General features: G+C 70.5%; 26 protein-coding genes. 14 read left to right on the top strand and 12 right to left on the bottom strand.

The window, feature by feature from the left end:
- Positions 1-22: 22 nt before the first annotated feature.
- Positions 23-2,752, bottom strand: a complete 2,730-nt coding sequence (gene tssI / locus CAP_RS03780; protein ID WP_044236141.1) for a type VI secretion system tip protein TssI/VgrG — start codon at positions 2,750-2,752, stop codon at positions 23-25.
- 217 nt (positions 2,753-2,969) lie between these two features.
- On the opposite strand from tssI, the gene CAP_RS03775 reads away from it, so the two are divergent.
- From CAP_RS03775 to CAP_RS03760, 4 genes are all read left to right on the top strand, one after another.
- The gene (locus CAP_RS03775; protein WP_044236139.1) at positions 2,970-3,719 is read left to right on the top strand and encodes an SDR family NAD(P)-dependent oxidoreductase; all 750 of its coding nucleotides are present in this window, start codon (positions 2,970-2,972) and stop codon (positions 3,717-3,719) included.
- 127 nt (positions 3,720-3,846) lie between these two features.
- Complete coding sequence (locus tag CAP_RS03770; RefSeq protein WP_197040984.1) at positions 3,847-5,436, top strand: alpha/beta fold hydrolase; 1,590 nt, start codon at positions 3,847-3,849, stop codon at positions 5,434-5,436.
- A gap of 218 nt (positions 5,437-5,654) precedes the next feature.
- On the top strand, positions 5,655-6,101 hold the full coding sequence (locus CAP_RS03765; protein WP_044236135.1) for a hypothetical protein: 447 nt from the start codon (positions 5,655-5,657) through the stop codon (positions 6,099-6,101).
- A 96-nt stretch (positions 6,102-6,197) separates the two neighbouring features.
- Complete coding sequence (locus CAP_RS03760) at positions 6,198-6,617, top strand: hypothetical protein (protein WP_197040983.1); 420 nt, start codon at positions 6,198-6,200, stop codon at positions 6,615-6,617.
- Positions 6,618-6,743: 126 nt separating this feature from the next.
- Here CAP_RS03760 and CAP_RS03755 read toward each other — a convergent pair whose 3' ends face one another.
- The 3 genes from CAP_RS03755 to CAP_RS43675 form a co-directional block, all read right to left on the bottom strand.
- Positions 6,744-7,397, bottom strand: a complete 654-nt coding sequence (locus tag CAP_RS03755; protein WP_156040469.1) for a hypothetical protein — start codon at positions 7,395-7,397, stop codon at positions 6,744-6,746.
- Positions 7,398-7,884: 487 nt separating this feature from the next.
- Positions 7,885-9,156 (bottom strand): hypothetical protein, encoded by a 1,272-nt coding sequence (locus CAP_RS03750; RefSeq protein WP_197040982.1) that lies wholly within the window; start codon positions 9,154-9,156, stop codon positions 7,885-7,887.
- 104 nt (positions 9,157-9,260) lie between these two features.
- Entirely contained in the window at positions 9,261-9,782 is a 522-nt protein-coding gene (locus tag CAP_RS43675) for an MmcQ/YjbR family DNA-binding protein (RefSeq protein WP_052374093.1), read from the bottom strand.
- A 167-nt stretch (positions 9,783-9,949) separates the two neighbouring features.
- Here CAP_RS43675 and CAP_RS03740 point away from each other — a divergent pair, with 167 nt between their 5' ends.
- On the top strand, positions 9,950-10,144 hold the full coding sequence (locus tag CAP_RS03740; RefSeq protein ID WP_156040467.1) for a hypothetical protein: 195 nt from the start codon (positions 9,950-9,952) through the stop codon (positions 10,142-10,144).
- A 55-nt stretch (positions 10,145-10,199) separates the two neighbouring features.
- Here CAP_RS03740 and CAP_RS03735 read toward each other — a convergent pair whose 3' ends face one another.
- On the bottom strand, positions 10,200-10,763 hold the full coding sequence (locus CAP_RS03735; RefSeq protein WP_044236127.1) for an EF-hand domain-containing protein: 564 nt from the start codon (positions 10,761-10,763) through the stop codon (positions 10,200-10,202).
- Positions 10,764-10,956: 193 nt separating this feature from the next.
- On the opposite strand from CAP_RS03735, the gene CAP_RS03730 reads away from it, so the two are divergent.
- Positions 10,957-11,151, top strand: coding sequence for a hypothetical protein (locus CAP_RS03730; protein WP_044236125.1), 195 nt, complete (start codon positions 10,957-10,959; stop codon positions 11,149-11,151).
- 54 nt (positions 11,152-11,205) lie between these two features.
- Here CAP_RS03730 and CAP_RS03725 read toward each other — a convergent pair whose 3' ends face one another.
- From CAP_RS03725 to CAP_RS03715, 3 genes are read right to left on the bottom strand one after another with little or no spacing between them, the layout of a single operon-like run.
- A complete protein-coding gene (locus CAP_RS03725; RefSeq protein WP_197040981.1) occupies positions 11,206-11,736 on the bottom strand; it encodes an RNA 2'-phosphotransferase in 531 nt (176 codons plus the stop codon).
- A gap of 36 nt (positions 11,737-11,772) precedes the next feature.
- A complete protein-coding gene (locus tag CAP_RS03720) occupies positions 11,773-12,558 on the bottom strand; it encodes a hypothetical protein (RefSeq protein ID WP_044236122.1) in 786 nt (261 codons plus the stop codon).
- Positions 12,559-12,592: 34 nt separating this feature from the next.
- Positions 12,593-13,087, bottom strand: a complete 495-nt coding sequence (locus CAP_RS03715; protein ID WP_156040466.1) for a hypothetical protein — start codon at positions 13,085-13,087, stop codon at positions 12,593-12,595.
- Positions 13,088-13,404: 317 nt separating this feature from the next.
- Between CAP_RS03715 and CAP_RS03710 the strand changes: the two genes are divergently transcribed.
- Both CAP_RS03710 and CAP_RS03705 read left to right on the top strand, forming a co-directional pair.
- Positions 13,405-14,430 (top strand): 2-hydroxyacid dehydrogenase, encoded by a 1,026-nt coding sequence (locus CAP_RS03710; protein ID WP_044236120.1) that lies wholly within the window; start codon positions 13,405-13,407, stop codon positions 14,428-14,430.
- Positions 14,431-14,584: 154 nt separating this feature from the next.
- Complete coding sequence (locus tag CAP_RS03705) at positions 14,585-15,628, top strand: hypothetical protein (protein ID WP_044236119.1); 1,044 nt, start codon at positions 14,585-14,587, stop codon at positions 15,626-15,628.
- 63 nt (positions 15,629-15,691) lie between these two features.
- Here CAP_RS03705 and CAP_RS03700 read toward each other — a convergent pair whose 3' ends face one another.
- Positions 15,692-16,648: a LysR family transcriptional regulator gene (locus CAP_RS03700; protein ID WP_044236117.1), complete on the bottom strand. Its 957-nt coding sequence runs from the start codon at positions 16,646-16,648 to the stop codon at positions 15,692-15,694.
- Positions 16,649-16,782: 134 nt separating this feature from the next.
- Here CAP_RS03700 and CAP_RS03695 point away from each other — a divergent pair, with 134 nt between their 5' ends.
- Together CAP_RS03695 and CAP_RS03690 are read left to right on the top strand one after the other, a co-directional pair.
- Complete coding sequence (locus tag CAP_RS03695) at positions 16,783-17,442, top strand: pyridoxamine 5'-phosphate oxidase family protein (protein WP_044236116.1); 660 nt, start codon at positions 16,783-16,785, stop codon at positions 17,440-17,442.
- A gap of 12 nt (positions 17,443-17,454) precedes the next feature.
- Positions 17,455-18,114 (top strand): AlkZ-related protein, encoded by a 660-nt coding sequence (locus CAP_RS03690; RefSeq protein ID WP_044236114.1) that lies wholly within the window; start codon positions 17,455-17,457, stop codon positions 18,112-18,114.
- Positions 18,115-18,787: 673 nt separating this feature from the next.
- On the opposite strand, the gene CAP_RS03685 is transcribed toward CAP_RS03690, so the two are convergent.
- Entirely contained in the window at positions 18,788-19,792 is a 1,005-nt protein-coding gene (locus CAP_RS03685; RefSeq protein ID WP_044236375.1) for an alpha/beta hydrolase family protein, read from the bottom strand.
- Between the two features lie 164 nt (positions 19,793-19,956).
- On the opposite strand from CAP_RS03685, the gene CAP_RS03680 reads away from it, so the two are divergent.
- Positions 19,957-20,751, top strand: a complete 795-nt coding sequence (locus tag CAP_RS03680) for a helix-turn-helix domain-containing protein (RefSeq protein WP_044236112.1) — start codon at positions 19,957-19,959, stop codon at positions 20,749-20,751.
- Here CAP_RS03680 and CAP_RS03675 read toward each other — a convergent pair.
- A complete protein-coding gene (locus CAP_RS03675; protein WP_044236111.1) occupies positions 20,660-21,451 on the bottom strand; it encodes a helix-turn-helix transcriptional regulator in 792 nt (263 codons plus the stop codon). The genes CAP_RS03680 and CAP_RS03675 overlap by 92 nt on opposite strands.
- 170 nt (positions 21,452-21,621) lie before the next feature.
- Between CAP_RS03675 and CAP_RS03670 the strand changes: the two genes are divergently transcribed.
- The gene (locus tag CAP_RS03670) at positions 21,622-22,557 is read left to right on the top strand and encodes an aldo/keto reductase (RefSeq protein ID WP_197041004.1); all 936 of its coding nucleotides are present in this window, start codon (positions 21,622-21,624) and stop codon (positions 22,555-22,557) included.
- A 40-nt stretch (positions 22,558-22,597) separates the two neighbouring features.
- Here the strand turns inward: CAP_RS03670 and CAP_RS03665 are convergent, their stop codons facing one another.
- Positions 22,598-23,782 (bottom strand): cytochrome P450, encoded by a 1,185-nt coding sequence (locus tag CAP_RS03665; protein WP_044236373.1) that lies wholly within the window; start codon positions 23,780-23,782, stop codon positions 22,598-22,600.
- Positions 23,783-24,114: 332 nt separating this feature from the next.
- On the opposite strand from CAP_RS03665, the gene CAP_RS03660 reads away from it, so the two are divergent.
- Together CAP_RS03660 and CAP_RS03655 are read left to right on the top strand one after the other, a co-directional pair.
- Positions 24,115-25,188 (top strand): carbohydrate kinase family protein, encoded by a 1,074-nt coding sequence (locus CAP_RS03660; protein ID WP_197040980.1) that lies wholly within the window; start codon positions 24,115-24,117, stop codon positions 25,186-25,188.
- A complete protein-coding gene (locus tag CAP_RS03655; RefSeq protein ID WP_044236108.1) occupies positions 25,185-26,039 on the top strand; it encodes a BtpA/SgcQ family protein in 855 nt (284 codons plus the stop codon). Before CAP_RS03660 ends, CAP_RS03655 begins: the two co-directional genes overlap by 4 nt.
- Positions 26,040-26,044 lie beyond the last annotated feature (5 nt).

The following is a 26,044-nucleotide window of genomic DNA, read 5'->3' as shown; positions in this document are numbered from 1 at the left end:
GGGCGTGGTGCCTCTCCTGGGGTTAGCCGCCGTGGACCTTGGTCAGCTCGGCGGCGGTGGCGGGGTCGAGGTTCCCGGTCTCGTCGAGGTCGTGATCCTTCTGGAACCAGCGCAGCGCGCTGCGCCCGTCCTCGGTCAGCGCCTCCGCAGGGGCACCCTTGAAGTAACCGAGGTTCGAGAGGCGCTGCAGCGCCCCGGCGGGCGTCTCGGCGGGCGGCAGGCTGGCCACCTGGATCTGCCAGGAGCGGCGCCGCCCTGTCGGGTACGTGTCGAGCCAGGCGGTGAGGTCCACGAGCCGCGCGTCCTCGGGGATCTCGGCGCTCGCGTGGCCATCGGCGTCGGTCTCGCCCTCGATGCGGGCGGGCCCCGCGCGCAGGACGAAGTGCTTGCGCGCGTACGGCTCGAAGTCGACGTCGGTGAGCTGGACCCGGAAGGGCTTCTTCTTCACCTCGCCGCGGGCAGCTTCGGCCTGAGGATCCCGCGACGTGCAGTTGAGGAGGACCTTGTCGCCCTTGAGGATCGCGTCGCGGTCCAGCTCCAGCCGGGCCTTCTCGGAGAAGAGCTGGACGGTCTTCGCCACCAGCTCGGCGTCGTCGCCCAGCGAGAGCCGCGGACCGTTCCCCTCGGCGGTGAGCTGCTCCGAGGCCTGCAGGCGGATCACAGGGGCCTTGAGGGTGATGGCCCCGTCGGCGATCTCCAGCACGCTGCTGCCCACCCGGAGGGTGATGGTCTCCTGGGAGAGGAGGGACAGACCCCCGGTGGCCGCCACGGCGTAGGTGCCGTCCACGTGGGTCTGGGCGGCGCTCTGCCCGGCCCCCACCACCACGCTGAGGTTGTCGCGGACCACGAGCACGCAGGAGCGCCCGCTCTCGAAGGTGGCGCCGCCCTGCCAGGTCGCGCTCTCCAGACCGCCGACGCGGGTGGTGCGGTCCTCGGCAACAGTGAGGGTGTCGGTGGCCTGGATCTCGGTCTCCCGGGCGCCGCCGATCTCGGTCCGGGCAGCGCCGCCCGTGGCCACGTGGCGATCCCCGCTGACGTCGAGCCGATCATCCCCGCCCACGCGGGTCACCCGATCGGCCCCCACGCTGGTGTCGAGGTCACGGCGCGACGCGAGGTTCATGTCGCGCTGGGAGCTGAGGGTGAGGCGCTCGGCGCCGGCGGCGTCGTTGAAGCTCAGCTCGTGGTGCCCCTCGCCTCCCGGGCTGGAGCGGGTGCGGATGCCGCTGGTGACGCTGGCATGCGGGAGCTGGAACGCGGGGGGCTGGGCCGCGTTGTAGAGGCAACCCGTGACGACGGGACGATCGACGTCGCCGCCGAGGAACGTCACGAGCACCTCCATCCCCACGCGCGGGATGAACTGCGCCCCGAAGCCTTCCCCCGCCCACGCCTGCGCGACGCGGATCCAGCAGGAGCTGTGCTCGTCGTAGGTCCCCTCGAGATCCCAGTGGAACTGGACCTTGATGCGCCCCAGCTCGTCGGTGTGGACCTCGTGGGCAACGGGACCGACCACGAGGGCGGTCTCGGCGACCTGGGTGGGCGCGCGCCGTGGCGGCGCCGGACGCAGGGGCGTGGAGACCGGGACCGCGGTGAGGTGGTTCTCGTAGGTGAGCCCGCCGTCCGCGGTCGCGCCGGAGGCGGGGGCACGGCCGCGATGCTCGACCGCGCGGAGGACCCAGGCGACATCGAGCGATGCGTGCTCGTGCTCCGCCAGGACGAAGCGGTGGCCGGGAGAGAGGCGCCGGCAGGCGCTGGTGGCGCGGAGGACGACGCTCCCGACACGGAGCTGTTCGAGGAGCTGCCGGCCTGCGGTACGGTCGGCCTCGGCGCGCTCGTAATCGCCGTGGTGCTCGTAATGGACGGCGGGGCGGTCGCGGAGATCGGGAGAAGGCTCGACCGGGCGAATGGCGGAAGCCGTGAAGGCGGGGAGCGCGCCGCTGTCCGCGGCTGACGAATACACCATGCGCGGGTGCTCGTAATCGTATTCGCGGATGAGCGCCGAGGTGGCGCGGGCGTCCCGGCGGAGCGTCGTGTGCCAGAGGTGGTGCTCGTCGCGGGAGAGGGCGCCCGCGCCGCTGGAAGGGCGGTGGACGAGCCGGGCACCGCCGGGGACGTCGGCGTAGACGGAGGTGCTGTCGGCGAGGACGAGCAGCTCCTCGGGACGGGTGCCCATGGGGTCCTCGAAGAAGAAGAAGAGCGCCTCTTCCGCGAGGAGCCTGCGCACGAAGGCGTAGTCCGTCTCGCGGTGCTGGACGCAGTAAGGACGCCTGGGCAGCGCGCGGCCGAGGGCCCAGCGGCGCGGGACGCCGTGCAGGTCGAGGACGCGATCGATGACCTCGGCAGCGGTGACGTCCTGGAAGATGCGGCTCATGCGGCGGCGCTTCAGGCGCCCCAGGCGCGGGACGAGGCGGAGGCGGAACGCGAGCGCGTCGTGGGCATGCTGGCCGAGCCAGGTGACGCGATCGAGGACGCCCGCGACCCGACGAGAACCACCGGAGGAGGCCGCCGAGGACACGGGGGGCGCTGACGCGGGGGCGACAGAGGCCGGTGGCGCCGACGTCGCGAGGAGGCGCGGGAGGCGAAGCTCGGCGGCCTGATCGAAGGCCGACGCCTCGAAAGCGTGCGGGTCCTCCGCGGGGATGTGAACGACGAGATCGTACGAGAAGCAGGCGTTGACCTTCTCGCGGCCCTCGAAGGAGACGACATCGAGGGAGCGGGAGGTGCCGGGGAGGAAGAGGGTGAAGAGTAACGTCATCGGGTGCGGGGTGCGGGGTGCGAGCGCGGCGTGTGAAGGGGGGCGAACACAACCGCGGCGCCCAGCAAGGGGTCAAAGAAACGGGATAGAGGGGGGACGTGTCAACCGGGCGGCGATGGCGCTGGATGGCGATGCAGGGCGTCGTCGCACTGTCCGTGCAGGCCAGCACCGAGGCGGCTGCTATGCTGCGCCGGGATCCGTGGCAGAGGGAGCGCAGATGTTGCTGGAGAACAAGATCGCCGTCATCCACGGCGCCGGGGGTCAGATCGGTGGCGCCGTGGCCCGCGCCTTCGCGCGCGAGGGGGCCAGGGTCTTCGTCGCGGGGCGCACCCGGGCGAAGCTCGACAGGCTCGTCGAGGAGATCCGGGACCAGGGTGGCGTGGCGGAGGCGGCTGTCGTCGACGCGCTCGACGAGCGCCAGGTCGACAGGTACGTCGACGGCGTGGCGGAGAAGGCCGGCCACCTCGACGTCTCGTTCAACGTCATCGGCTACCACGACGTGCAGGAGCCGCTGATGACCATCTCCCTCGACCACTTCCTCCAGCCGATCAACAGCGCCATGCGGACGCAGTTCCTGACCACGCGCGCGGCCGCGCGGCACATGATCCAGCGCCGCTCCGGCGTGATCCTGGCCTTCGGCGGCGGCGGGCCGCAGACCCTGCCCGGGCTGGGCGGGTTCAAGATCTCGCTCGATGCGGTCGAGGGCCTCCGCCGCCAGTGGGCCTGCGAGCTTGGCGAGCACGGCATCCGGGTGGTCACCTTGAAGACGGGCGGCGTGCCGGAGTCGATCCCCGACAGCTTCTCGGAGAAGGCCACGATCGCCAGCGGCATCGAGCAAGGCACCCTGCTGAAGCGGGCAGCGACCCTCGCCGACGTGGGCAACGTGGCCGCGTTCGTGGCCTCGGATCTCGCGCGCACCCTGACCGCCACCGAGGTCAACATCTCCTGCGGCGCGATCGTGGACTGAACCGCTGCAGGGGCTCGTCCGGGCCTGGATCCGGCCAGTCTGATGCGCACCACGCATGCTGATCCAGGCCCCTTCGATCCTGGCGCGCTGCCTTGACATCCCGGGGGGGTTTCCCGCTAGCTGTCGCATGAAGCAGGGTCAGGCACGGTGGTTCGCAGGGGTCCTCGGCGCCGTGGTGTCTTCCATGTGCTGCACGTGCAGCAAGGAGGCGGAGCCCGAGCCGGAGCTTTCGGGCCCCCTCGCGCCCGTCACCTGGCAGCCCTGCCCCGTCGACTCCGAAGGCACGGGCTCCGGCGCGGAGTGCGCCGAGATCTCGCTGCCGGTGAGCCACCGCGACCGCGACGGCAAGACCTTCACCCTGTTCGTGAAGCGGCTCGTGGGAACGGCAGCGAAGCGACGCCAGCTCTGGCTGCTGGCCGGCGGCCCTGGCAACGCGGGCACCACCTACGAGGTCGTCGCGAAGCGGCTCGCGGACCTCGACCCGACGCTCGACATCTACATGCCGGATCACCGCGGCACGGGTCGTTCGATGCGGCTCTCGTGCCCGGGAGAGCCGGAGAAGCGGCCGAGGACCGTCGACGACTGGAAGGCGTGCGGCGAGGACCTGCAGAAGCGCCTCGGTGACCAGCTACTGGAGTTCAACATCACCAGCGCCGCCCGGGATCTCGGCGCCGCCATCGAGGGCACCCGCACCGCGGGGCAGGAGGTCCACGTCTTCGGCGAATCCTACGGATCGCTCTGGGCCCAGCGCTACCTCCAGCTCTTCCCGACCCAGCCCACCTCCGTGACGCTCGACAGCATGTGCCAGACCTCGCTCTGCTCGCACGTGACGCGCGACGCGCGCAACGACCGGGTGGGCCGGGAGGTGCTGGCGCGCTGCGCGGCCGATCCCTTCTGCGCAGGAAAGCTCGGCCCCGATCCCGCGGCGCGCCTCTCCGACCTGCTCGCCGACCTGGAGGCGGACGCCTGCCCCGCGCTGGTGGACCTGGGCATGGACCGCGAGGGCGCGCGCTCCCGCTTCGCGGAGATGCTGGAGAGCTTCACCCTGCGCCCCCTCATCCCCGCGCTGATCTACCGGGGCCTGCGCTGCGAGCTGGGAGACGTGGCGGCCTACGAGGCCTTCCTCGCCTACATGGACGGCGGCGGCGGCAGCGCGCCCTCGCGGCCGGTGGATGGCAAGCTCCGCTCCCGCGCCCTGGGCACGCACATCATCCTCTCGGAGATGGTCCAGGCGAAGCCACCCTCGCAGGAGGAACTCGAAGCGATGCAGGCGGCGGCGCTGTTCTCGTACGACATCGGCCCCTTCTACCGGTCGCTCTTCGACGTGTGGCCGCGCTACGCGCGTGACGACTACACCGACAGGTATCCGTCGACCTCCGTGCCCATCCTGATGATGAACGGCACGCTCGATCCCATCTCCTCCATCGACATCGCCCAGGAGATCGCCGGGCACTACCAGGGCCCCGCGCAGACGTTCGTGCCGCTCGATCGGGGGGTGCACGGGTCTCTGGCCGGGACGCCGACCGTGGCGCCGCCCCACACCTCGTGTGGCTTCACCCTGTTCCGCAGCTTCCTTGCAGACGTGAAAGCCCCGGTGGACACGGCCTGCGTGGCCGAGGTGCAGCCGCTCGATTTCCGCGGCGACGAGGGGTTCGCACTGGAAGTCTTCGGCGCCCCCGATCTCTGGGATGACGCGGTGAATCCACCACCGCAGTGATCGCCTGGTGAGGGGATCGAAGCGTCGCAGAGCACGGCGCGCGGATCAGGGGGCGAGAGCACCGCGCATGAGCCCGCCGGTGCATGCGCCCCCCAGGGCGATCTCTGCACGGAGCCGCGCCGAATTCACGCGGAGTGCGTCACCTCCGCGGGTAGAACGGCGCATGAGGGAAGGTCGCCCGCGAGACCCTCGGGTGACCCCCTGGATGAGGCGTCGGCATGGATCAGGACGGCAAGACAGAGTTCAGGGTCGGTGCGCACCTGGTCACGCTGGAAGCGCACGACCTCCTGAAGTTCTCGCTCCACGGCCCGCTCTCGCCCCAGGAAGCGCGGCAGATGTTCGATCTCGAGCGAGAGGTCGTGACCCGGGTGGGCTACGTGTTCATCCTCGCGGACGTCTCGAAGCTCGGAGAACTGTCCTCGGCCACGCGCAAGACAATGCGTTCCCTGGAGGGCCTTTCCCTGCGGTGCGTGGCCATCTACGGGGCGAGCTTCCAGGCGCGGCTGCTCATCAGCATGGCCCTGCTCGCGCAGAAGCTCCTCCGCCTGGAGGGCGGCGATCACCCGGTCTACTTCTGCGCCACGGAGACGGAGGCACGGCTACGCATTGCGACGAAGCGCGCGGAGCACTTGCCGGGCGGCGTCAGGCACAAGGCACGGACCTGAGTCGACGACGCGGCGGCTCGGCGCCCGAGACCTGACGCTCGCGACATTTTGCCCAGTGTCCGGACGCCAGGCGGTGTGATGTACTCCCGTGCAGCCGTGAACATCGGGCATCATGTGTACGAGGTGGAGTCTCCCGACCTGGTGCGGGTCAAGCTGCAAGGAGACCTGTCCGCCGAAGAGAGCGAACTCTCCGTGGAGCTTTACCGGCAAGTCGGTGAGCAATGCGGCCGGGTGCTCGTCATGATCGACGCCTCCACGGTGGGAGGCATCCCCGTGGAGGCGCGGAAGACCATCCAGGCCGCGCTCGGCGTCCCCTTCCGCGGCTTCGTCATCCACGGCGGCGGCTTCATGGCCCGGGTGCTCATCAAGATGCTGCTGAACACCCTCAAGCTGTTCATCCCCTCCATGGACATGCCCGTCGAGTTCTGCGCCACCAAGGGAGAGGCAGAGCGGTGGATCGCGAGGCGTCGGGCAGCGCTCGGGCCCCTGCCGGGCGCCTCCCCCCTCACGAGCTGAAGCGCCGGTCGCCGGTCGCCCGTCGCCGGTCGCCGGTCGCCAGTTCGGGAAGGCTCCTGCCGCGTCCCTCGTGTCCCTCGTGTCCCTCGTGTCCCTCGCTGCACTCGCTGCCCTCGCTACCCGCATTCACGGCGCGAAGGTGGCGACCACGGCGAGGCGCCGGGACCGCTGCGGCATGCTCTGCACCCACACCGGCGCGCCACCCGGAGTGAACCTCGCGAGGAACGGCCCTGCCGGCAGCATCCCCAGGCCGAGGTTCATCGGCTCCGCGAACCACCCGGAGATGAAGACGTGATCGGACGCATCGACCGCGAGCCCCCCCGCGAGCCCCCCCCGCGAGCCCCCCGCTCTCGTGGTTGAAGGGATACGACCCGCTGATCTTCTTGCTCCAGACGATGCCCCCGGCGGGGCTGATCTTCTTGATGAGCAAGATGCGCTTGCAGAACGCTCCCACGGGAGGGCAGAACTCGAACCTGGGGACGGCGAGAGGATGTTCCCGGCGCCATCGAAAGCCGCGCTGCCGCCATTGCCGTGGACCGACCCGCTGCCCAGATCCCACAGCGCATTGCCGGAGGTATCGAGCCGCTTGAGGCGATCGGGTCCAGCCTCGAACCCGGGCCCGATGGCGACGAAGCGCCCCGCGCAATACAGCACCGCGATCTCCCCGTCGGCGCTCACGGGGATGTCGCCCGGCCGGCGGATGTACCCCGCCGTCACGGGCGCGAAGCCTTCGCTCCAGAGGTGGTTCCCTTCCGGCGCCTGCACCTGCACCGCCAACACCCATGCCGCCGCCGGTGCCCATGCCCCCTGCGCCAGCGCCCCCAACACCCATCCCGCCCCCGAGCCCACCAGGTCCACCGCCGACCCCACCGCCTCCGGTGTCGCCCCCCGAGCTCACGTACGGCCCGCCCGCCACCGTGAAACCGAGCGCCACAACCACAGCGGCACCCCTGATACATACGGCCGGGGACATTGTCCGCTTCCCGAGGCGACGGGCGTCAGGCCCGAAGCGGCAAAGCGCTCTGGAAACTGCGGGTGGATCGCGGCGTGGGGGGCCCCGACGAGCTTTGCTCGGCGGGGGGCGGTGGCGCGAGCCCCTGCCGTGTGAATGAGAGGGCGCGACGATCGACCTGCAGGCATTCGAGCGCTCATGCACCGATGGGTGCGCGGCGTGCCCGGATCATTCACGCGCGCGGGCGCATCGCAGCACGCTCCCGTGAAAGCGCGAGCGCGTCTGGTGTCCCCCCTGTCCTGGCCTGGAGCCCGCTCAGTCGGGCGTGATGGTGCACGCGAAGAGCACGTCGATCTTCGCGGCGGCGTCGGCTTGCACCACGGTGCATGCGTCGGGGCAGAGGTGGATGGTCGTCTCCGCCTCGATGTAGAACGACCCTGCCGCGCACTCCGCCGCGGAGCCCACCTGGGTGAAGACCTGGGCGTCTCCCGCGCTCGGCGTGTACTGGACCTCGACGGTGGCGAGATCGATGGTCTCGCCCACGGGCGCCTCCGGCACCGCGAAGTCGCACGCCAGCGTCGCCCCCTGGATGACCCCCTCCGCGATGGCCTGGAAGACCACGTTGTACGACGCGGTCTGGCAGAGCGGGAACCGCAGCCCGCCGGTCGTGCGGCTCAGGGCCTGGTAGGCAGAGCCGGGGGCCACCGCCGTGTTGCACTGACCCAGCACCATCGGATCGGCCGGGGCGTAGGGCGCATCCATGGGGTCGTTCTCGGCGAGCCCCACGATGCTGTAGAACACGTAGTTCCGCTGGTCGACGGTCCCGAAGTGCTCCGGTGAGAGCCCGAGCAGCGCCGTGTCGAAGCGCTCGGCGGCGGTGATCCCCCCAGCCTCGTTGTCATTGTCGTTGAGCTGCACGGTGTTCCCGTTGATGTTCGCATTGCAGCTCACGCCGTCGTCGGTGATCTCCACGAACACCTTCAGCGAATCCTGCCGCAGCCACTCCGACCACCCGCCCGGCGCGTAGCCGTACTGATCGGCGACGGTCCCCGAGTAGCTCCGGAGCGCCCGGCAGAGCGAATCGTGGCTCGCGATGGGCGTGCTGTAGTGGAAGAAGACCGGATCGTTGTTCCCGGGCTGGTCCGGCACCGGATCGCAGGCCGTGCTGCTGAGCGGCATGGAGACGCAGATCGACTCGTCTCCCACGGCGCCATGCTCGCTGAGCATGATCACCCGGTAATCGACGCCTTCGGCCCCGATGATCGCGGCGAAGTTGTCGTTGATGTTGTTCTGCACCGACTCGATCTCGTTCCCCATGCTGCCGGAGTTGTCGATGATGAAGATCACGTCCACCGGCCTCTTCACCAGCGTCGCCTCGGCGGACTGCGCTGCGCACGCCTCCTCGGGATCGATGCCCGTGCCGCTGGAGGACGTGGTGAGCCCCAGGTCTCCGCCCTGCCCTGCCGCGCCAGTCCCCCCCTGGCCCGCCGCGCCCGCGCCCTCCGTGTCACCCGAGCTGCTGGAGTCCCCTGAGCACCCCGACGCGGTGGCAAGGCTGACCCCGAGCACGCCCACCAAGCCCCCCAAGAGAAGCAACGACTTACGCTTCACAGCACACCTCCAGACATGACCACGCGACAGGTGCGAGGCCATGCGAGGTTATCACGCTGCCGGAGCGCCCGTTCCGCCGATCAGCGGGATTTCCTGGCCACCGACGTCTTCGTGGCGCCCTTCCCCGCAGCAGCCTGCTTCCTCGCGCTCTTCCCTGCGGCCGCTTTCTTCGTCGCAGCCTGCTTCGTGGAGGACTTCCCGGCACCGGGCTTCGCCGCCACGGCTCCCCCGCCCGAGCGCGCGTCGTGCTCGGCGCGCAGCTTCTTCGAGGCGATGCGCCGCCAGCTCTCCTCCACGAGCTGCGCGATCTCCTCCGCCGCGGCGTCCTTGCGGCGGAGCGTCACCCAGCCGTGCTGCCCGATGTAAGGGGTCTTCGTGAAGCGCGGCTCGGCGAGGAGATCCCCCTGCGTCATGTGGCCGAGGTTCACGGAGAGGGTGGGCGTGTTGTGCTCGTGCTCCATCATCCCCGCGATCAGGAACGGCTTCTTCCCGACACGGAAGGCCGGATGGTGGACCATCGTGTACTCCTCCGCGCCAGGCAGCGCGCTGCAGAGGCTGCGGAGCTCTTTCATCAAGCCGTCGGTGCTCGCAAAATTCTTCATGGGTCCTCCAGACCGGTGCCGGCCGTGTGCAGTACCACGCCTCGCACGTGACGAGAGGCCCGCACCTGCCGAGGTTTCCGTCATTGCCGGATCGCGCTGCCCCGTCCCGCTCGGACGCTGAGAGATTCACCTCAATCAGCGACCTGGGGCGCCTGCCGGCGCAGGCCGTGGCGATCTACGGGGCGAGCTTCCAGGCGCGGCTGGTCATCAACATGGCGCTGCTCACGCCCCGGCTGTTCATCCCCAAGGAGGGGCATTCCCCGGTGACCTTCTGCGCGACCCAGGAGGAGGGACGGCCATTTCTCGCCGAGACACGCGCAGAACGAAGACGCGCAGGTCGAGACGACGACAGCCAGGCGTGAAGCCAGACGCGCTCGGCGCCGGCGCGCCCGAGGGGATGCCCCCCGACACCACACCTCATGAATCGAGGGGCCCGAGCAGCCAGTGGCCGGGGGAGTCCGGCGACTCGTCGAAGTAGTACCCGCGGATGGCCTCGAGCAGATCGCTCACCGTGATGAACCCGTCGCCGTCCTTGTCGATGCGGCGGAAGGTCTCCCGAGCATCGTGCTCGGGCAGGTGCATCATCGCCTTCGTCCAGCGGATCTCGTCGGTGACGGTGAGCTTTCCGTCGTGATCCTGATCGACGATCTCCATGATCGCATCGAGGAAAGGGACGTAGCCCTGCTCGAACGACTCCGGGGTCTCGAGCAGGCCTGCCGCGAACGCAGCCTTGTACTCGGCCAGGCCGATGCGCCCATCGGCGTCTTTGTCGGCGACCTTCACCAGGTGCTCCCACAGCCCCAGGCCGAGCGCGACCAGCTTTTGCCGGGCGGGAGACTCGGGCCCGTGCCCGAACTCCTCGGCCATGCGCGCCGCCGAGGCCTCGAAATCACCTCGCTCCAGGAAGCCGTTGCGATCGTCGTCGTAGGTGCGAAAGCGCCGCGCCAGTCTGCGTTCGAGGAACTCCGTCATCTTGGTCATGCAGCCACCGCTACCAGAGCAGTGACGCGGGTCAACTCCAGCGGCGCACCACCGCGTCAGCGCGTCAGGGCGAGCCGGGGTTCGTGCGGGGTGTCGGGCATGCCCGATCCATGGGACCATCGCGTGGACCTGCCCGCAGCTCCGGAAACCGCGCCGCCCTGAACCCACGGGGCGCGGCTGGAGGGTGCGGGCCGTGGCGCTCTACGGGGCGAGCTTCCAGGCGCGGGTGGTCATCAACATGGCGCTGCTCTCACTGAAGCTGCTCGTCCCGAAGGACGCGCATTACCCGGTGAGCCTCTGCGTGACCCAGGAGCAGGCGCAGCACTTCCTCGCCGCCAAGCGCGCAGCGCTGGAACTCGCGGGTCGAGACGACGACAGCCAGGGCTGAAGTCAGACGCGCCCGGAGCAGGCGGCCTGCGCGCGTTCACCCGACACCAGACCTCTAGGGGAACGTCAGGTACGCCACCGGCACGGCCTCGACGAGCCACACGCCGTTCCCCGAGCGGTAGAACGAGTGCCCATCCCGGGCCATGTCCTCGCTGCGCACGGTGAGCACCACGGGCTTGCCGTGGCGCCCCCCCACCTTGGTGGCCGTCTCCACGTCTGCCGACAGGTGCACGTGGTTGCGCGACTGGCGCAGGAGCCCCTGCTCCCGGATGGACGCCAGAAAGCGCGCCGCCGTCCCATGGTAGAGGAGCGCAGGGGGCGCGAGGGCGACGAGCTCCAGATCGACCTCGACCGAGTGCCCCTGCTGCGCCCGGATGGAGACACCATCCTCGCTGAGGGCGAAGCGCTTCTTGTCGCTCGTGGCGACGATCTCCGCGACCAGCTCCCGGGTGAGCGCGAGGCCCGCCCGGTTCGCGGCGGCGATCACCTCATCGAGGGGAGCCCAGCCGTGCTCGTCGAGGCTCAGGCCATGCGCCTTCGGTTGGTGGCGCAACACGAGGCTCAGGAACTTGCTTTGCTTGATCATGGCAGGCCGAAGCTCCCGACGAGACATACCACAACGTCACTCCCTGCCGGTGGAGCTGCGCAAAGTGCGTCGTGCAGGACGCCCCACGCATGCTGAGCGGATGCGCTCCACCAGCTTGGTCACCTCGCCTTTCTCGTAAGCACCAGGGTTTTGCAGACCCGGGACATGTTCAAAGACCTCCCTGAAATCTTCCTCGGTGACTCTCGGCGGCTCATGGAGTTCTTTCCAGAGCAACTTGCACGCGAGAAAGTTCCCGTGCTCGTCCGCCCTGTCCTTGTAGAACTGGTCCCACACCTTCAATGCATCCCCTGCAGCCGTGCGCTGGATCGAGTGTTTGCTGGTTCTGCGGAGCGGTCCGTCAGGTGTGACGACACGCGCGTTGCCGCGCAGCTTTCCGCTGACGGGTGAACGCTCATTCTTGGGGACGGTGTTTATCGTGTGATCGAGTGGAAGCGGCGGGTTGTCCGGAGCCATGCAATTGCGGGGGAGCACCAGGTCATTCTTCTTGTACCAGGCCGCTGCTTTGCGGTGATCCTCGAATGCCTCATGGACTTCCAGCCATGCAACGAGGCGCCAGTGACGCGAAGAAGAGTCGTCCCAGGCCCGCTTCACCGTGAGGTATGCAACCCGGTCCCCCTCCTTGAGCCGCGGGGCGAACTTCCCGCGCCGACACAGCGCAGAGATGGATGGGAAATCCGACTGGAGGTCGGGCTCGCGGCGACAAGATCCATCGACGAAGGGCGGGTATCCGTGCTTGAGAATGGCTTTCTTGCCTGCGCCATTGATGCAGAGTGGCTGAAAGACAACCAGGTACTCGGTCATCTGGATCCTCCATCGAGGGTTTCGACGATCACGCTCAGCGCGGCGTCGCCACCCGGCTGCGCGCCTGCACGAGCACCGCCCGGCGCACGATGATCCAGCGCCGCGCCTCGGCCTCGGTCGCGAAGAAGCGCACCGGGCACTCCTGGTTCCCGGTGAGGAGGTTCATCGCCATCACCGCCATGTTGCCGAGCACCCGCTTCTTGAAGTTCGCGCCGTGGATCGCGATGCCCCGGTAGGGCAGGTCCCCGGCGTTCTTCATCATCCGCCGCGTCTCCGCCGGCAGACCCATCGCCTGCGCCAGATCGATGAGCAGGAGCACCCGCCCGCTGTCGGCGGCGAGGATGCGCTGGTAGACGTAGGTCTCCTCCACGTGCTCGGGCAGGAGGAGGCCATCGAGCACCATCCCGAACAGATCGGGCGGCTCCAGCTTCACCGTGTGCGGCCCGATGCGCAGCACGCGTCCCCGGATCCCGCTCTGCTCCCGCGTCTCTGGAGGCCCTGCTTCACCTCCGGATGCTCGACCGTTCATCGAAGACCCCCTCGGATTCCGGGACGACGTGGTGCGCCCGCCGAGCTTGGACCCGGCTGCGCGCCTCGATCTCGGGTTCTCTCAGAGTAGCGGTTCGGCGCCGGCCTTGATGAGGAGATTTCGCCCGATCGAAGCCAGTTGGTCAGCGCGCCAACGCGTGCTGCGTCAGCTCCCCCTCGCGCACCCGGACCCACGCCCGCCCTCCCGGATGGGCCGCCGCGGTTGACGGATCGGGGGCGGTCCGGCACGGTCCGGCGCGGACGCCGGGGCGCTGGTGAGCGGATCGCCAGCGAAATCCGGCGGCGGAATGAGGAGCCATGCGCCTCGCCATCTTCGACACCCACCAGTACGACCGTGACGCGCTCACCCAGGCCAACCAGGGCCGCGGCCACGAGCTGGTCTTCTTCGAGCCCCGCCTCACCCGCGCCACGGCCGCCCTGGCCTCGGGCTTCACCTCCGTCTGCTCCTTCGTGAACGACGTGCTCGACGCGCCCACCCTGGAGGCCCTGCACGCGGGCGGCGTCCGCCTCGTCGCCCTGCGCTCCGCGGGCTTCAACCACGTCGACCTCGACGCCGCCGCGCGGCTCGGGCTCGCCGTGGTGCGCGTCCCCGCCTACTCGCCCCACGCCGTCGCCGAGCACGCCGTGGCCCTCGTCCTCAGCCTGAACCGCAAGATCCACCGCGCCTACGCCAGGGTGCGCGAGTGGAACTTCTCCCTCGAAGGCCTGGTCGGCTTCGACCTCCACGGCAAGACCGTGGGCCTCGTCGGCACGGGCACCATCGGCGCCGTCGCCGCCCGCATCTTCCACGGCTTCGGCTGCCGCCTCCTCGGCCACGACCTCCGCCCGAACGCGCACCTCGAAGCCGCGCTCGGCCTCACCTACGTACCCCTCGACGCCCTCTACCGCGAGGCCGACATCGTCTCGCTCCACGTGCCGCTCACCCCGAAGACCCACCACCTCGTCGACGCCGCCGCGCTCTCGCAGATGAAGCGCGGCGCGCTGCTCATCAACACCGGCCGCGGCGCGCTCATCGACAGCCGGGCCCTCATCGACGCCCTCAAGATCGGCGACCTCGGCGGCGCGGGCCTCGACGTCTACGAGGAAGAAGAGGGCGTCTTCTTCCAGGACCTCTCCAACCGCGTCCTCAAGGACGACGTGCTGGCCAGGCTCCTCACCTTCCCCAACGTGCTCGTCACCTCCCACCAGGGCTTCCTCACCCGCGAGGCGCTCGGCGCCATCGCCAGCACCACCCTCGACAGCGTCGACGCCTTCGCGCGGGGCGAGCCCCTTCGCCACGAGGTCCGCACCGAGCACGTGCGCCCACGTTCCCCCACGACGTAGCGCCGGGGTTCCCCGACGTGCCTCGCGTGCCTCGCGTGCCTCGGCGCGCCCTGACGTCCAGGAGATAACCCCGCGGCCGACCCTTGCGCATGGGCAGACACACCGCCGCCTTTCAGGTAGAGGCGGGGGGGACCTTCCCAGGAGACAGCTCACCATGCGCGCACTCTTCCCTTTCGCCTTCGCTTCCATCCTCGCCCTCGCCCTCGTCCCGGCCGCTGCCGGCTGTGACGGAGACACCACCGAGAACCCCACCGGCAGCGGCGGCAGTGGCGCCAGCGGAGGCGCGGGTGGTGCTGGCGGCGCCGGCACCGGCGGCAGCGGCGGAGAGGGCGGCGGCACGACGCAGGGCCCCCTGGATCCCGAGGCCGCGCTGCGCGCCGCCGTGCTGGTCGGGAGCTGCCTCCCCGACGACGGCATCAACCGCTGGCTGGAGCAGTTCTACACGGGCCGCGGCGGCGACGAGATCGACACCCTGTTCCGTGAGAAGCTCGGCTGCCTGGAGGCGAAGACGAACGGCTGCGAGGGCGTCACCGAGTGCCTCGGCGTCACCGTCGACCTCACGGGCCCCTGCGCCACCTCGTGCGACGGCAACGTCTACGAGGCGTGTGACGACAGCCTCCACTTCCAGCACGACTGCGGGGCCATCGGCAAGACGTGCTCGCTCGAAGCCGGCGGCTGCGTCACCGAGCCGGTCGGCGCCACGTGCGACTACAGCACCTACGTCGCGAGCTGCGTCGACGGCACCCCGCGCGCGTGTCTGGGCGTCGAGGCCAGCGGCCCCGCGTGTGCCTCGCTCGGCCTCACCTGCGGCGACACCTCCTTCGGCGACGTGGGCTGCATCGGCAACGGCCCCGCCTGCGACGCCCTGACGGGGAGCACGGTCTCCGTCAACTTCGACGAGGGCATCGCCTGCGACGGCGAGAACCTGCGCACGTGCGTGAACGGCTTCGAGCACAACCTCGACTGCGCCACCCTCGGGCAGGGCTTCACCTGCCAGACCGCCTCCTTCGGCGCCTTCTGCGGCCTCGACGCGGCCTGCGAGCCCGGCACCGGCGCCTCGCTCGGCTGCGACGGCGACAGCGTCATGGTCTGCAACGGCGGCCGCATGGACCGGATCGACTGCAAGCTCCTCGGCTTCACCGGCTGCGACACGCAGCTCGGCCTCTGCGTGCCGAGCGTCTACACCTCCCAGCCCTGATCCCCCGCCGGGGTCGGCCTCCACGACACCGCCGCTCCGCCCCCTCGACACTTGCAGAGCACCTCAGGCCGACGCGCCACGCGTTCGCGCGGCCTTCGTGCCCTCCACCGGCGCCCCGCTCTTCGACGAGGCGAGCACGGCGCGCAGCCGCGGCGCAGCGAACGCGACGAACGCACGCACCTTCGCCGTCCGGGCGCTCGACGCGGGGTAGAGGAGGTGCACCGGCACGGGCGGCGGTTCGAAGGCCGGGAGGAGCCGCACGAGCGCCCCGCTCGCGAGGTGCTCGGCGACCTGGTACGAGAGCGCGCAGGTGACGCCGATGCCGCTCACGGCAGAGCGAATGGCGGCGTCCACCACGTTGACGCTGAGGCGCGGATGCACCCGTACGCGCCTTCCGGGCCCGCGGGCGCCGAAGCTCCACGAGTCGTGGGGGGTGAGCCCTGTGGAGGCAATGCAGCGGTGAGTGGCGAGATCCTTCGGTGCCTTCGGGCGCCCGTGGCGGGCGAGGTACTCCGGGCTCGCGATCACCAGGCGCCGCACGCTCCCCACCGCCGTGGCGATGAGGGCCGAGTCGGGGAGATGGCCGATGCGCACCGCGACGTCGACGCCTTCCTCGATCAAGCTGACGGTACGGTCCAGGAGGAGGAAGCGCGCCTGCACGTCCTCGTGGGCTGCGAGGAAGTCGTCGAGGATGGGCCGGACGTGGAGCGATCCGAAGGCGATCGGCGCGGTCACGGCGAGGAGACCGCGAGGCTCGCTCGTCACCGCGGTGGTGGCCCGCTCTGCCTCGTCGAGCTCCGCCAGCACGTGCCGCGCGATGGCGAGGTAGCGCTCCCCGGCCTCCGTGAGCTTCAACGAGCGCGTCGTCCGCCGGAGGACGGGCGCTCCGAGCCGCGCCTCGATGGCGTCGATCGCGCGCGTGACCGACGCCGGTGAGCGACCGAGGGACTGCGCGGCGGCCGACAGGCTCCCGCGTTCGGCAGCCAGGACGAAGGCGCGGAGAGCGTCGAGCCGATCCATGATTCTTTCATCCCACGCAACACTGGCCTGCAACAAGCGGGCATTCTCTCCACGCCTCCCGAGACGCAGACTTCTTCGGGCGGCGGCGATGGCCGTCGTGCACCACCACGCGCGCTGCGCGCACCGAGGTCGCCATGGGCCGTTTCTCCGAGATCGCGTTCACGCCTGCAGTGAAGGCCGCACAGGAGCGGATGGGAAGCCGCCGCGCCTATGCGCGCCTCGACGGGGGTGGCGGCACCCCGGACACGCTCGGCGAGGACGAGGCGCAGTTCCTCGCCGAGCGCGACAGCTTCTACATGGCCAGCATCGGGGCCTCCGGCTGGCCCTATATCCAGCACCGTGGCGGTCCGAAGGGCTTCGTGCACGTGCTCGACGCGCACACCCTCGCGTTCGCCGACTTCCGCGGCAACCGGCAGTACATCTCGGTCGGCAACGTCACCGAAGAGGATCGCGTCGCGCTCATCTTCGTCGACTACCCCCACCGGGCGCGCCTCAAGGTCCTCGCCCGAGCGAAGACCCTCACCCGCGCGGAGGCCCCCGACCTGTTCGCGCGGGTGGCGGGCGAGGCCCCGGCCGAGCGCGTCTTCGTCCTGCGCGTCGAGGGCTTCGACTGGAACTGCCCGCAGCACATCACCCCGCGGTTCACGGAGGACGAGGTGCGGGCCATGTCCCGCCCCATGCTCGCGAAGCTCGAAGCCCTGGAGCGCGAGAACGCAGCGCTGCGCGCTCGGCTCGGGGCGGCGCTCGATGAAGAGACCCCAGCGCCAGGCGCCACGCCGCGATCGCGGGGGTAAGCTCCCCGTACGATGACCGAGATGAAGCGCGCCCTCGCGGCGATCGAGCGGCACGGGGTCCTCCTCGTCTACCCCCTCCAGAACCGGCGCGAGCCGCTCTCCCTGTGGCACGCGCTCCACCCGCGCAGCGAGATGCGCTGGGCCTGGGACGACGGCGCCGACCCGCGCGTGGTCGCCCTGTGGCACCTGCGCGAGCAGCTCGCGACCTCGCGGCAGGTCGTGTACGCGAAGTGGCACGGCGGCCGGGCCACCTTCTTCTCGCGCGACGTCTTCCGCGCCATGCTCGCCACCCTGCGCGCCGACCACGACCTCCGCCTCGGCCTCTCGCGCGACTCACAGACCCTGCTCCAGCTCCTGGAGGACGACTCTCCCCAGGCCACCAAGCAGCTCCGCGAGGCGGCCGGCCTGCAGGGGCGGCCCATGGAGACCGCGTACACCCGGGCCATGCGCGACCTCTGGTCCCGCATGCTCGTGGTCGGCGCCGGGGAGGTCGCGGAGGGCGGCTTCCCTTCCCTCGCCATCGGCGCGACGCAGCTCCTCTTCGAGGACCTCTGGGAAGCCTCGGCCGTGCTCACCGACGCCGACGCCGCCCTGCTTGAACGCACCCTGGCCGACGCGCCGTCCTTCGCCCGCACCTTCCGGCGCGTGGAGAAGGGCCTCCCGGTGCGCTGAACCTGCCAGACATCCCCCTTCCTCCCACCCAGGCTCCCCCGCCCTTCCCTACCCTCTCCTCGCTTCCCGGCCCTTCACCCACCCTGCGCCGACCCCTCAGCCCCCGTGCTGGCCTGGAACAACGCCCGTCGGTCGCCTACCGGCGCTGTCCCGTCCTGGAACAAGGCCGGTAAGTCTCCGCCCACCCAGCCTGTTCCCAGGAACAACCTTGGTCGGCCTCCGACTTACCGGCCTTGTTCCTGGGAACAACCTTGGTCGGTCTCTCACCGGCGTGGTTCCAGCCCGGAACAACCTTGGTAAGTCTCCCACCGGCGTGGTTTCAGCCCGGAACAACCTTGGTCGGTCTGCGCTCACGGAGGCGTTTCCCAGGAACAACCTTGGTCGGCCTCCGACTCACCGGCCTTGTTCCCGGGAACAACGCCTGTAAGCCTTCCGCTGACACTGTCCCGCCCCGGAACAACGCCGGTAAGTCTCCCACCAGGACGCGCCTCGCGCCGGAACAACACCCGTCGGCCACCGACGGACCCTGTTCCACGGCTGGAGGCAGGCGGCAGGGTTCCGCGGCGGCCGCTGCCGGTCACGGCCCCGGGGGTGAGGGGCGCCGCGTTGCCAGTGCCGGCCGCGACGCCTCCGGCGAAGCCCCCTACAATCCAGCCGAAACCCGCGCATCGGGTCAGCCCGCCCGCGTCACCAGGGGGGCCTCCTTCGCTTCCCTGGTCGCGACCCGTCCGAGCGGGTTGGCCACGCCGGTCAGTGCGTCTTGCGCTTTCTGCCAGGCGGAGTCTCCGGGGTAGAGCGCGGTGCGGAGGTAGGCCCAGGTGAGAAGCTGGACGGCAGCCACGCGCTCGGGGTTCTCGTCGGTGGTCTCGGCGACGTCGTATCCCGAGACGCCGCCCAGCCCGTGCCCTGCGTCGAACAGGGTGAGCAGGGACTTGGGGCCTGGGGAGAGGAAATAGGGATCGGCGTGCCAGTCGGCGCCGGCGACCGTCAGGTGGGGAGAGTCGTCCTTGTCGCCGGCGACCACCAGCGCGGGTGTCGTCATCGTGGAGAAGTCGATGGTCGAGAAGAAGGGGTATTTCTCGGCTGCGAGCTTGCTGAGGGTGTCGCCTCTGCCGGGCGCGGCGAGCAGCACGCCCGCCTTGATCCGGGGCTCAGCGAGGCTCACTTCCGTGCCATCGTGGGGATCCTTGTGCCGCGCGCCGAGCAGCACGCTCGCCGTGTGCCCGCCCATCGAGTGCCCGACGACGGCCACCTTGCTTCGATCCAGGCGCCCGGCGAGCCCGGCGACGGCGTCCTCGATCGCGTCGAGCTGGTCGAGGATGCGCTTCATGTCCTCGGCCCGCGCCCGCCAGAACAGAGGCGCATCGGGGTGATCGGAGCTCCTGAAGGGGAGCGTCTTCGAGTCGAGATGCGTCGGTTGGATGACGACGAAGCCGTGTGCCGCCCAGTAGCTGGCGAGTGGGGCGTAGCCGTTCAACGAGGAGAGGTGGTTGGAGGGGCCGTGGCCGTGCGAGAGCAAGAGGATGGGCAGCGCGCTTCCGGTCATGGGCGTCACGGGCGCGGAGACGCGCACCTGGAGATCGACGGCGCGGCCAGGGGCTGGCAGCACGACCGGGCTGACCGAGAGGACCGGCGTTGGTGCGCGGGGGGTGTCGGCTGCGGGAGTCGGTTTGCTCATGACGACGTGGTCTGAAAACTCTCTGTTGCTCATGCGGTACCTCTGCCGCCTTCGTACCTCCCGCCTCCGGCCCCGGATTGGAAGAACCGGACATTTCATCCTTCCTTCCGCGCCGGCTTGAACGGCCGCGGTGGACGCGCGAAGTTACGAGGATGCCGCGCACGATGGACTCTGCCGACGCGACGTTCTCGCTCTCCCGCTTCGTCGAGGATGTTCACGCTCTCGTGCCGGTCACTGGACGCGCGTGTCACGAACGGCTGCCCGACGGAAGAACGACCCTTGTCTTCCGGGTGATCGAGGAGGGTCGGAGAGGGGATCTGTGCGTCGCGGGCCCGCGCACGCGGGCGCTGTTCAAAAACACAACCGGCGTCGCGCGGGCGGTCATTCTTCAGTTCAAGCCAGGCTGGTCGGCACCGCTCCTGGGCGTGGCAGCGCACACGCTGACGGACCGGATCGTCCCGCTGGAAGACATCTGGGGCCGTTCGGGTGGCGACCTCTGCCTCGAACTCCTCGCGGCGCGAAGCGTGCCGGAGGTGCTCGACCGAGTCTCTCGCGCGATCGCCCTTCGTACCCACCAGACCTTCGAACCGGCATCGGCACGCCTCGCTCGTCGCGCGGTTCACTTGCTCGAAGGAGACGAGGTCCGGGTGGAGAGCGTGGCGGAGCGGCTTGGCGTCACGGCGCGGCACCTTCGCCGCGCCTTCACGGAGAGCGTCGGCGTCCCGCCGAAGGATTTCGCGCGGGCCGTTCGCCTGCAGCGTGCCGTGCGGATGGCGGCGACCTCGAAGGACTGGGTACGCATCGCCGCAGACGCGGGCTACTACGACCAGTCGCACCTCATCGCCGACTTCCGGGAGTTCGTCGGGCTCACACCGGGCGCCTTCCTGAAGCGTACGGGCGCGGAGATTTCCCGTAGCGGGCTGGCGTCGTCCCGACGAGCCGCCGGAAATGGCGCGTGAGCTGCGCCTGGTCGTAGAGGCCAACGAGGGGCGCCAGGTCGGACGCGCGCACGCCGCGGCGGAGCAGCTCCTTCGCGCGAGCGATGCGGAGGTGCGTCAGATACGCATGCGGTGGCATGCCAACCTGCGCGCGAAAGGCGCGGCACAGGTGGAACTTGTCGAGGTCGGCGTGGTCCGCGAGATCGTCGAGCGTGATTGCGTCGCCGAGCCGCTCGCGGATGTACTCCAGCGCGCGTCGGACGGGACGCGAATGGTCAGGATGCGCGGTGCTGATGACCGCGAGCGCACTGACAGCTTCCGCGACGGCGACCTCGAGCGAGAGGCGGTCGGCCCCTGCGCACGCGGCATCGATGAGGCGGTGAAACGGCGCGGCGCGCTCGTCGCTGGCTTCGAGCTGCGGGAGCGCCACCGCCTTGCCTTCGGCCTGGACCCGAGCGACGTCGTGCGTCGGCAGCATGACGGCCGTGAACGTCGTCGGTCCGCGGTGGCCGAGGTGGCGAACCACGTCCCCTGGCTGCTTCACCAGGATGCAGCCGGGCGCGGAGCGCCAGACCCTGCCGCTACCCCACCACTCGGTATCGCCGCGCTCGATGCGCCCGACGCCGTGATGTTCCTTCACCCCCGTATGCAGCGACGAGGTCGTCCCGCGCACCGCGCGGAGACCCGGCAGCGAGACGGGAAGCTCGACGAGGCTCTCCATCGCCTCAGCATAGCTCCCCGGGGCGCGCTGGCGCTTGTGCATTCTTGGCGGAGAAAGTCGCGCCAAGAACCGACAAGCGCATGCGGTCGCGCGATCGTAGAAACAAGACCATGCAAGACAAACACCTCGCCTCCGGCGCGACGTCATCCACCAGGGCCAGGACCGCACCCATGAGGATCGCACTCGGCTGCATGGGGATGTCCGGCGCCTACGGCAAGACGGATGACGCGCAGAGCACCGCCGTCATTCACGCCGCGATCGAGCGTGGCGTGACGTTTCTCGATACCGGCGACTTCTACGGGTCGGGTCATAACGAGCTCCTCATCGGCAAGGCCATCGCCGGCCGCCGCGACCAGGTCCAGCTCTCGGTGAAATTCGGCATGCTGCGCGGCCCCGACAGCAGCATGGGCGGCATCGACGCGCGACCGGCGGCGGTGAAGAACTTCCTCGCGTACTCGCTGGTCCGGCTCGGCACGGATCACGTCGACGTGTATCGCCCGGGGCGCCTGGACCCGGCGGTGCCGATCGAGGACACGATCGGCGCGATCGCCGACCTGGTGAAAGCCGGCTACGTGCGATCGATCGGGCTGTCCGAGGTCGGTCCCGAGACGATCCGGCGCGCGGCGAAGGTCCATCCGATCGCCGATCTCCAGATCGAGTACTCGATCGCGAGCCGTGATCCGGAGGACGCGATCTTTCCGGTGCTCGCGGAGCTGGGCGCCGGCGCGACGCTGTACGGCGTGCTGTCGCGCGGGCTGCTCTCGGCCAGCCCCATCGGCCCCGGCGACGCGCGCGCCCACCTGCCGCGGTTCAGCGGGGCGAACGGCGAAGCGAACGCCAGGCTCGTCGCCGGTCTCCAGGGCCTCGCGAAGCGCTGGGGCATCACGCCGAGTCAGCTCGCGATCGGCTGGGTGCTCGGCAAGCAGCCGCAGTTCGTGCCGACGCTCGGCATGCGCACGATCCAGCAGCTCGACGAAGCGCTCACGGCGAAGCCGCTCACCGCGGAGCAGCTCGCCGAGGTCGAGGCGATCGCGCCGCGCGGCGCGGTCGTGGGCACCCGCTACCCGGCCGCGCACATGACCGCGCTCGACAGCGAGAAGCGCTGACGGAAGTGAAGGGCTCCCGCGGCCACGCAGCCCGCGTGGCTCAGGTCACGTAGCGGACCCAGAGCTCCCGGGGGCCGCGCACGAGCATGGAGGCGATCCAGTCGAGGGGGCGATCCACCCGCTCGAAGCGCCCCGGCAGGGAGAGGATGGCCTCGAAGGCGATGCGGCCCTCGGCGCGGACCACGGGGGCGCCCAGGCAGGCGTGGGGGCCGTTGCCGAAGGCGAGGAGGAGCTGCCGGGGCCTGTCGATGTCGAAGACGTCGGGGTCCGGGTAGCGGGTCTCGTCGCGGGTGGCGGAGCCCATGAGCGCGGCGATGGGGGCTCCCCTGGGGAGCGTCACGCCGCCGAGGGTCACCTCGTGCAGCGTCACCCGCCCGGCGGCGGGGGTCGGCGCCTCGAAGCGCAGCACCTCCTCGACGAAGGCCGGCACGAGCGACAGGTCGCGCCGCAGCCGCTCCTCCAGGGCAGGGCGCTCCATCAGGAGGCGCAGGCCGTTGGAGAGCAGGTGGGTGGTGGTCTCCAGCCCGGCGATGAGGAGCAGGTGGAGGAAGCTCACGATCTCGCTCTCCGTGAGCGCGGCGCCGCCCGGCTCGGCGGCGAGGAGATCGGTCACCACGTCGTCCTGCGGCGCGACGCGCCGGGCGGCGAGGACCTCGCGCAGGTAGCGGTCGAGATCGGAGACGGTGGTCTTGATGCTCTCGATGCGCTCCGGCGTGGAGGCGGAGCGGATCACCACCACGTCGTCCGCCCAGTGCCGGAAGCGGCTGCGCAGCGAGGGGTCGAGGCCCAGCAAGGTGGCGATGACGGCCGAGGGCATGGCGATCGCCAGCTCGGCGCAGAAGTCGAGCTCCCGGCCGGGGGTGAGGGCGTCGACGAACTCCCGGGCCACCCTGCGCATCAAGGCCTCCATCCGGGGCACGACGCGCGTGGAGAAGGCGCGGGCCACGAGGGCGCGGTTCCTGGTGTGCAGCGGGGGATCCATGCCGACCATGGAGTCGGCGATGGGGTTGTGCTCGAGCCAGGGCGCGCTGAGCGAGGCGCGCACGCCCTGCGAGGAGAACAGCTCGGCGTTCCTGAGGACGAACGCCACGTCGTCGTGACGGCTCACGGCCCACATGCCGCCAGGATCGACCTGGCAGACCGGCGCGGAGCGGCGAAGCTCTGCGTAGTAGGGATAAGGGTTCGCGCGCACCTCGGGTGAGAGCAGGTCCAGTCGTTCATGCATGGTCGTCTCCTTGCGGTAAGAGCCGCGCTGCTCGCCCGACGACGGGATGCCAGGCGGTTGCCCACGCGCGCGACGCATCCGACGGAAGCCCAGGGAGAGCCTCCGTGTCGCGCGCTCGCAAGTCATGGATCACGACGACGAGTCTTCCACGAAGCAGCCGGGAAACGCGTGGTCTCGGCAGGGTCCCGGGCGGATCTGCGACGTCTGCGACGACCGGCAGCGTGAGGCCGCAAACGCGTGGAGCACCGGAGCTGGCAGGTCGGTGCTCCAGAAGACCCGAGTACCTCGCCAGCGGGAGGCGCGGCAACTACCATCGCGCCGGGCAGCACCCCGTGAGCACCAGGCAGGAACAACCCGCAGGCGTGATCCTCGTGGTCGGCGACGCAAACGCCGATCTCGGCGCGGCGCTCGCGCGCTTTCCCCGCGAGGGCGAGGATCACCCGCTGCGCGGGCTCACCTGGGACAGCGGCGGCTCCGGCGCCAACGTGGCCACCGCGCTCGCGCTCCTGGGCGCGCGGGCGCGGCTCCTCGGGCGGGTGGGGAGCGATCCTGCCGCGGAGGTGGCGCTGCAGGCGGCGCGGGCGGCAGGCGTCGATCTCGGGGCCGTGCAGCGGGACGAGGCGGTCGCCACCGGCCTCTGCTTCGCGGCGGTGTCGCCAGGCGGGGAGCGCACCTTCTTCAGCCACCGGGGCGCGAACGCCTGTCTCGCGCCGCCACCGCTCGATGCGCTCTTTCGCGAGGTCTCCTGGCTGCACGTCGCGGGACACGCGCTGCTCGAAGGGCGCCAGCGCGAGGTGACGCTGGACCTCATCGCCGAGGCCCGGCGGCGCGCGGTCGGGGTCTCGCTCGACCTGTGCCTGCCCTTGCTCGCGGCGCGGCCCGAGAGCGTGCATGCCCTCGGGCAGCAGCTCGCGCTGCTCTTCGCCAACGAGCCCGAGCAGCACGCGCTCGCGGCTTCCGCGTCGACGTCCGCTGCGTCGACGTCCGCTGCGCCGGATCTCCTGGGTGCGGCGCTCTCCGCCATCGCGGCGGCAGGCGTGCCCCTCGTCGCCGCCAAGCTCGGGGCGCGCGGCTCGCTGATCGCGGGTCCCGGGCCGGCGCGGACACGAATCGCACCCTTCGTGGTGGAGGCGCGCGACACGACAGGCTCGGGGGACGCTTACGTCGCCGCCTTCCTCGCGGCGTTCCTCCAGGGCGCCCCGCCGGAGATCGCCGGCCGCCTCGGCAACGCCGCAGGGGCGCTCGCCGCGACCCGGCCTGGCGCGGCAGGCGCCCTCCCCGACCGCGCCGCGCTGCAGAAGCTCCTCGCCACCCGTACCCCCGAGGACGATCCGGTGCGCCGCCTGGTCGCCCCCGCAGCACCGCCCGCAGCACCGCCCGCAGCATCCCACGAAGGATCCCCATGACACCCGCCTGGAAGACACGCCTCGATGCGCTCCGCCTGAAGGACCTCTCCAGCCTCTTCGGCACGCCGAAGCCCATCATCGGCATGGTGCACTGCTGGCCGCTGCCTGGCGCGCCCGGGTACACGGGCTACGGGGTGGACACCATCATCGACCACGCCGTGCGCGACGCCCGCGCGCTCGCGGAGGGGGGCGCCGATGGGCTCATCGTCGAGAACATGTGGGACATCCCCTTCCGGGCCGGGCCGCACCTTCCCCCGGAGAGCCTCACGGTGCACGCGGTGGTGGCGCGCGCGGTGCGGCAGGCGGTGGATCTGCCGCTCGGCATCAACCTGGTCCACAACGGGGGAACGGCGCTGCTCGCGGTGGCGCTGGCCGCGGGGGCGAGCTTCATCCGGGTGTGCATGTTCACGGGAGCCGGGATCTGGGAGGCCGGGTCCATCGACGAGGGGTGCGCGGCGGATCTGATGCGGCGGCGCAAGGATCTGCACGCCGAGAACATCAAGATCCTGGCCGACGTGGACAAGAAGCACTCGGTGCGCTTCCCGGGCATCGACCTCGCCACGCACATCGAGTGGACGCGGTTCTCCGGGGCAGATGGGCTCATCGTCTCGGGGCGGATGACCGGGGACGCGCCGGACCTCGGGAAGGTGCGCGAGGCGCGGGCGCACGCGGGTGACCTGCCGCTGCTCATCGGCAGCGGGGCGACCGAGGAGAACGTCGCGGCATTCCTGGGGGTCGCCGACGGGATCATCGTGGGCTCCAGCATCAAGGAAGACGGCCGCTGCGAGAACCCGGTGGACGTGGCGCGGGTGCGGCGGCTGGTGACGGCGGCGCACTCCGCGATGGCCTGAAGCAG

It is taken from the genome of Chondromyces apiculatus DSM 436 (genome assembly GCF_000601485.1).
Lineage (GTDB): Bacteria > Myxococcota_A > Polyangia > Polyangiales > Polyangiaceae > Chondromyces > Chondromyces apiculatus.
This window is presented reverse-complemented; position numbering and strand designations above follow the sequence as displayed.

Coding starts and splice junctions, on each gene's coding strand:
- CAP_RS03670 (WP_197041004.1), top strand. CDS start 21,622: ATGAGGATCGCACTCGGCTGCATGGGGATGTCCGGCGCCTACGGCAAG.
- CAP_RS03775 (WP_044236139.1), top strand. CDS start 2,970: ATGTTGCTGGAGAACAAGATCGCCGTCATCCACGGCGCCGGGGGTCAG.
- CAP_RS03675 (WP_044236111.1), bottom strand. CDS start 21,451: ATGGAGAGCCTCGTCGAGCTTCCCGTCTCGCTGCCGGGTCTCCGCGCG.
- CAP_RS03665 (WP_044236373.1), bottom strand. CDS start 23,782: ATGCATGAACGACTGGACCTGCTCTCACCCGAGGTGCGCGCGAACCCT.
- CAP_RS03705 (WP_044236119.1), top strand. CDS start 14,585: ATGCGCGCACTCTTCCCTTTCGCCTTCGCTTCCATCCTCGCCCTCGCC.
- CAP_RS03685 (WP_044236375.1), bottom strand. CDS start 19,792: ATGAGCAAACCGACTCCCGCAGCCGACACCCCCCGCGCACCAACGCCG.
- CAP_RS03680 (WP_044236112.1), top strand. CDS start 19,957: ATGGACTCTGCCGACGCGACGTTCTCGCTCTCCCGCTTCGTCGAGGAT.
- CAP_RS03720 (WP_044236122.1), bottom strand. CDS start 12,558: ATGACCGAGTACCTGGTTGTCTTTCAGCCACTCTGCATCAATGGCGCA.
- tssI (WP_044236141.1), bottom strand. CDS start 2,752: ATGACGTTACTCTTCACCCTCTTCCTCCCCGGCACCTCCCGCTCCCTC.
- CAP_RS03725 (WP_197040981.1), bottom strand. CDS start 11,736: ATGATCAAGCAAAGCAAGTTCCTGAGCCTCGTGTTGCGCCACCAACCG.
- CAP_RS03655 (WP_044236108.1), top strand. CDS start 25,185: ATGACACCCGCCTGGAAGACACGCCTCGATGCGCTCCGCCTGAAGGAC.
- CAP_RS03695 (WP_044236116.1), top strand. CDS start 16,783: ATGGGCCGTTTCTCCGAGATCGCGTTCACGCCTGCAGTGAAGGCCGCA.
- CAP_RS03710 (WP_044236120.1), top strand. CDS start 13,405: ATGCGCCTCGCCATCTTCGACACCCACCAGTACGACCGTGACGCGCTC.
- CAP_RS03735 (WP_044236127.1), bottom strand. CDS start 10,763: ATGACCAAGATGACGGAGTTCCTCGAACGCAGACTGGCGCGGCGCTTT.
- CAP_RS03700 (WP_044236117.1), bottom strand. CDS start 16,648: ATGGATCGGCTCGACGCTCTCCGCGCCTTCGTCCTGGCTGCCGAACGC.
- CAP_RS03715 (WP_156040466.1), bottom strand. CDS start 13,087: ATGAACGGTCGAGCATCCGGAGGTGAAGCAGGGCCTCCAGAGACGCGG.
- CAP_RS03690 (WP_044236114.1), top strand. CDS start 17,455: ATGACCGAGATGAAGCGCGCCCTCGCGGCGATCGAGCGGCACGGGGTC.
- CAP_RS03765 (WP_044236135.1), top strand. CDS start 5,655: ATGGATCAGGACGGCAAGACAGAGTTCAGGGTCGGTGCGCACCTGGTC.
- CAP_RS43675 (WP_052374093.1), bottom strand. CDS start 9,782: ATGAAGAATTTTGCGAGCACCGACGGCTTGATGAAAGAGCTCCGCAGC.
- CAP_RS03770 (WP_197040984.1), top strand. CDS start 3,847: ATGAAGCAGGGTCAGGCACGGTGGTTCGCAGGGGTCCTCGGCGCCGTG.